The 3,840-nt window shown below is 41.1% G+C and carries 4 protein-coding genes; all 4 read right to left on the bottom strand.

The window, feature by feature from the left end; translation table 11 throughout:
- Nucleotides 1-131: 131 nt before the first annotated feature.
- A complete protein-coding gene (locus tag HNQ80_RS25445) occupies nt 132-395 on the bottom strand; it encodes an HPr family phosphocarrier protein (protein WP_184314066.1) in 264 nt (87 codons plus the stop codon).
- A 73-nt stretch (nt 396-468) separates the two neighbouring features.
- Nucleotides 469-1,731 carry a zinc-binding dehydrogenase gene (locus tag HNQ80_RS25440; RefSeq protein ID WP_184314064.1) on the bottom strand — a complete coding sequence of 421 codons (1,263 nt, stop codon included), beginning with the start codon at nt 1,729-1,731 and terminating at the stop codon, nt 469-471.
- Nucleotides 1,732-1,748: 17 nt separating this feature from the next.
- Nucleotides 1,749-2,705: a 1-phosphofructokinase gene (pfkB, locus tag HNQ80_RS25435; RefSeq protein ID WP_243183573.1), complete on the bottom strand. Its 957-nt coding sequence runs from the start codon at nt 2,703-2,705 to the stop codon at nt 1,749-1,751.
- On the bottom strand, nt 2,698-3,840 hold a 1,143-nt coding region (locus HNQ80_RS25430; RefSeq protein WP_184314062.1), incomplete at its 5' end, for a PTS sugar transporter subunit IIA. The genes HNQ80_RS25430 and pfkB, both read right to left, overlap by 8 nt.

Raw genomic sequence — 3,840 nt, 5'->3', positions numbered from 1 at the left:
TTATTTTTTTGATCCAAACGAAAAAATTATCAATTACTAGAAATTAAGAAAACCACCAGATAGATAAAATCTGGTGGTTTGTAATCAACCTCAAGGCACATGGCATGTGCCTTCTTTCTTGTAGAAATGCTTTATTCTCCAAATCCACTGTCAAATAATTTCTTAATAGCAACCACTGCTGCTTCCTCGTCAACTCCTTCTGCTACAAGGGTCAATTCTGTTCCTTTTTGAGCGCCCATAGATAGTATTCCCATCATGCTTTTGACGTTGTATTCTTTTTCCGATTTAATAATTCTAATATCAGAAGTATAATTTTCAGCTTCCTTGACCAACAATTTTGCTGGCCTTGCATGGAGTCCTAATGCATTACTTACCGTAACTTTTGCCTGATACATTCTACAACTCTCCTTTCACCATATTTTCCTATATGAGAACGACATTTTCACGAGATTTTGTACATATTCTTGTTTAAATTTTTGTACCATGGGCTAATAGATATTCTTCGGCTTCTAGAGACCATAGTCCATTATGTTTCTTCGTAATTTCAGCTAATGCTTTAAACAATTCATCTGTTTTTCCTTTTTCTTCAAAATCCTCCAGGGCTGTTAACTCCATATCGATGGTGTTATAGATCAGTTTTTTTCCTCCAGGAATATTAGGCAGATTCAGCACTGTATCGATCACGCTATTCATTCCACCCACATGGGTAATCATCACAGCTGGATTGATCAATCCTTTACTTGTCATTTCCAATGCTTCAATCAAGTCATCGGTGTTGCCACCAGTAGATCCGATGATATGGGTTGCAGCATAATGAACATTATAGTAATTTACCTTAGCGCAGAACGCCTTATCCGTAGGTCCTGCGAAGAAGTTCAGACAACCATCGTGTCCCAATAGTTTATCCGCTTGCTCTACCAACGGTTCTACAGGTGCATAGACATATACATCATCATAGCCTTTGTTGTCTGTCAGGGACAGCAGGTAAGCCACTGGATCTTCAATGCTCTTTGTATTGACGTACTTCAGCTCAACGCCGTTTTTACTGGCCTCTTCTGGCGTAATAATGCTCTTCGCTCTCTCTAATCTTTGGTCATCCACATCGGTTACTACAAGAAATTTAGGTTTTCTATCACAATGGATAGCATAATCTATTGCACCAAGGCCCATAGGACCTGCGCCCCCAAGGATTGCCATATTTCCACCTTCTACAATCCCCATCTCATGCTTATAAGAGCCGCTTTTGGTATGATAGTTGGCATGGAAACCACCAATGATGCAAGACATAGGTTCTGCCAAGGATACTGGGAAGAAACCTTCTCCATCATAATTCAGCAGGCAGCCTAACTCCATTACCTCTTGTGGTACAATGCCATAGGTGGCATTTCCACCAAAATATCGATAGGAATACCCTGGCGAATAGGGACTTCCCTTATAATTTAGGGCTGGTTGTTGCGCAAATTTACTACCTTCCTTAAATTGGCCCTTCCATTTTGCTCCTACCTTTACGATTTCTCCTGCAAATTCATGACCTATAATGACCGGATGCTCCGCAACATCTGGTGGTACTCTTTTATGCTTCACCCCTTGATCTACAGCTTTATAGGTAGACATGCATACACTATCAGATATGATTTTCACCAAAATTTCATCCTCTTTGATCTCAGGTAACTCAAACTCTTCCAATCTTAAATCATCTTTCCCATACATTCTTACGCCTCTCGTTTTCATCATCCTTCACCCTTTCATCAATTTATCTGTCTAAATGCTACTTCTTTCATTAAACGAGTAATCTCATCTATACTCGGTGCTTGTGTTCCCTCTGTCATCACATTGGCAGCACTGGTAGCCACAGCCCAGCGAATGATTTCCTCCAGACTATATCCTCTGCTCATGGCCACAGCCATGGCTGCCACCATGGCATCCCCTGCGCCTACTGTACTTTTCACATCTACCTTGATCCCTTTTGCCAGAACGGTTTGTTCTTGATTGATGAATATTGCGCCTTCTTCACCCAAGGAAACAACTACATGTTCTACGCCATAGTCAAAAAGCTTGCGCCCATAGGCTATGATTTTTTCAGTGCTATCCAGTTGTATAGAGAATAACCTTTCCAATTCATGGATGTTTGGCTTTACAAGATAGGGGCCTGCTTTTAGTCCCTCCAACAGCAGCTCACCATCAGCATCTAGAATAGTCTTTGCGCCTTTGGCCTTGGCTCCATGAATCAACCGCCTGTAGATATCCTTATCTACATTCCGTGGGACACTTCCAGAGAATACGACAAGAGATTTTTCTGTCAGATGATCCATGGTTGCTGATTCGAACTCCTTTAATATCTCCATGGGTAAAAATGGACCGTTCTCATTGATATCCGTCACACTGCCATTCACTGAATCTACAATCTTTACATTGGTCCTGGTTTCCCCATCAATACCTATAAAATGATGTTCAATCCCCATCCTACTTAGTTCTTTTTTTATGAATTCCCCAGCACTTCCAGCTACGATTCCAATAGCCATACTTTCTCCACCAAGGGCTTGAATGGTTTTAGAGACATTAATCCCTTTTCCTCCCACATCTATTCTTACACCTGACTCCCGATTCACCTTTCCAGGCTGAAAGTTATCTATGGTCATCGTTTTATCTATGGCTGGATTCAATGTTACTGTAATGATCACAAGTTCATCCCCCATCCTATTCATCCAGTGTAAACATCTGATAAATGCTCTGTACATCTTTTGTGGAAATTAATTCTTGGGCTACCTTTTCATCTTCTAAGGATGTGGCGATATTGGATAGAATCTTCAAGTGATCATTGCCCTTCCCAGCAATTCCAATAACTAGATATGCCGTATTTCCATCCCCAAAATCTACACCGTGAGGAAATTGAAGAATGACAATGCCTGATTTTTTTATACTATCGACACATGATCCCACACCATGGGGTATGGCAATACCATTGCCAATATAGGTAGTCGTAATTTTTTCTCGATCCAGCATCCCTTGTATATAGCGCTCTTCCACGTATCCACTGTTCACCAGCAGCTGTCCTGTCATCTTAATGACATCCTCTTTATTTAAGCTTTCTAGTCCTAATCGTATATTTTCTCTCCTCAAAATCTCATTATTCTCCTGCTGCACTTCTTCTGTAAGAGACTCTTTTTGAAACTCATCCTGCCCTTTTAACTTTGAAACCAGCTGATCATACACAGGATTATTGATGAAATCCTTTATAGAAATATGCTCTGCTTTAGGCGCATAGCTCTTTGCCCGTTGGGTTAAACTCTCATGGCTAATGACAAGTTCTGCATCGCCCGGTATTTGATCGATGGCTGTATTGACTACTTCCACATCTACGCCTGCTTGCTTTAGCTTGTTTCTTAAAGTAGATGCTCCCATGGCACTGGAGCCCATTCCTGCATCACATGCTACGACAATCTTGCTGATCTTTTTCTCTATTTTCTTACCTTTCAATTCTTGTACTTTTTCCTTAGCACTTTCTAGATCTTCTTCGCCTCCATCATCCTTTTTCACTTTGATGAAGAAGGATGCCACCAAGAAGGATACGGCTGCAGCTACTACTACCCCTAGAATTACACCTAAGAATCCTCCCTTTGGTGTCATGGCCAATAAAGCGAATATACTTCCTGGGGATGGGGCTGCTACTAAGCCTGCATTAAATATTGAGAAGGTAAAGACACCGCTGGCTCCCCCAGCAATAACTGCTAAAATCAATAGTGGGTTCATCAGTACATATGGGAAATAGATTTCATGGATTCCACCTAGAAAATGAATAATGATTGCGCCTGGTGCTGATTGCTTTGTCATTCCTTTACC

It is taken from the genome of Anaerosolibacter carboniphilus (genome assembly GCF_014205875.1).
In the GTDB taxonomy this organism is placed as follows: domain Bacteria; phylum Bacillota; class Clostridia; order Peptostreptococcales; family Thermotaleaceae; genus Anaerosolibacter; species Anaerosolibacter carboniphilus.
This window is presented reverse-complemented; position numbering and strand designations above follow the sequence as displayed.

Coding starts and splice junctions, on each gene's coding strand:
- pfkB (WP_243183573.1), bottom strand. CDS start 2,705: ATGAATAGGATGGGGGATGAACTTGTGATCATTACAGTAACATTGAAT.
- HNQ80_RS25445 (WP_184314066.1), bottom strand. CDS start 395: ATGTATCAGGCAAAAGTTACGGTAAGTAATGCATTAGGACTCCATGCA.
- HNQ80_RS25440 (WP_184314064.1), bottom strand. CDS start 1,731: ATGAAAACGAGAGGCGTAAGAATGTATGGGAAAGATGATTTAAGATTG.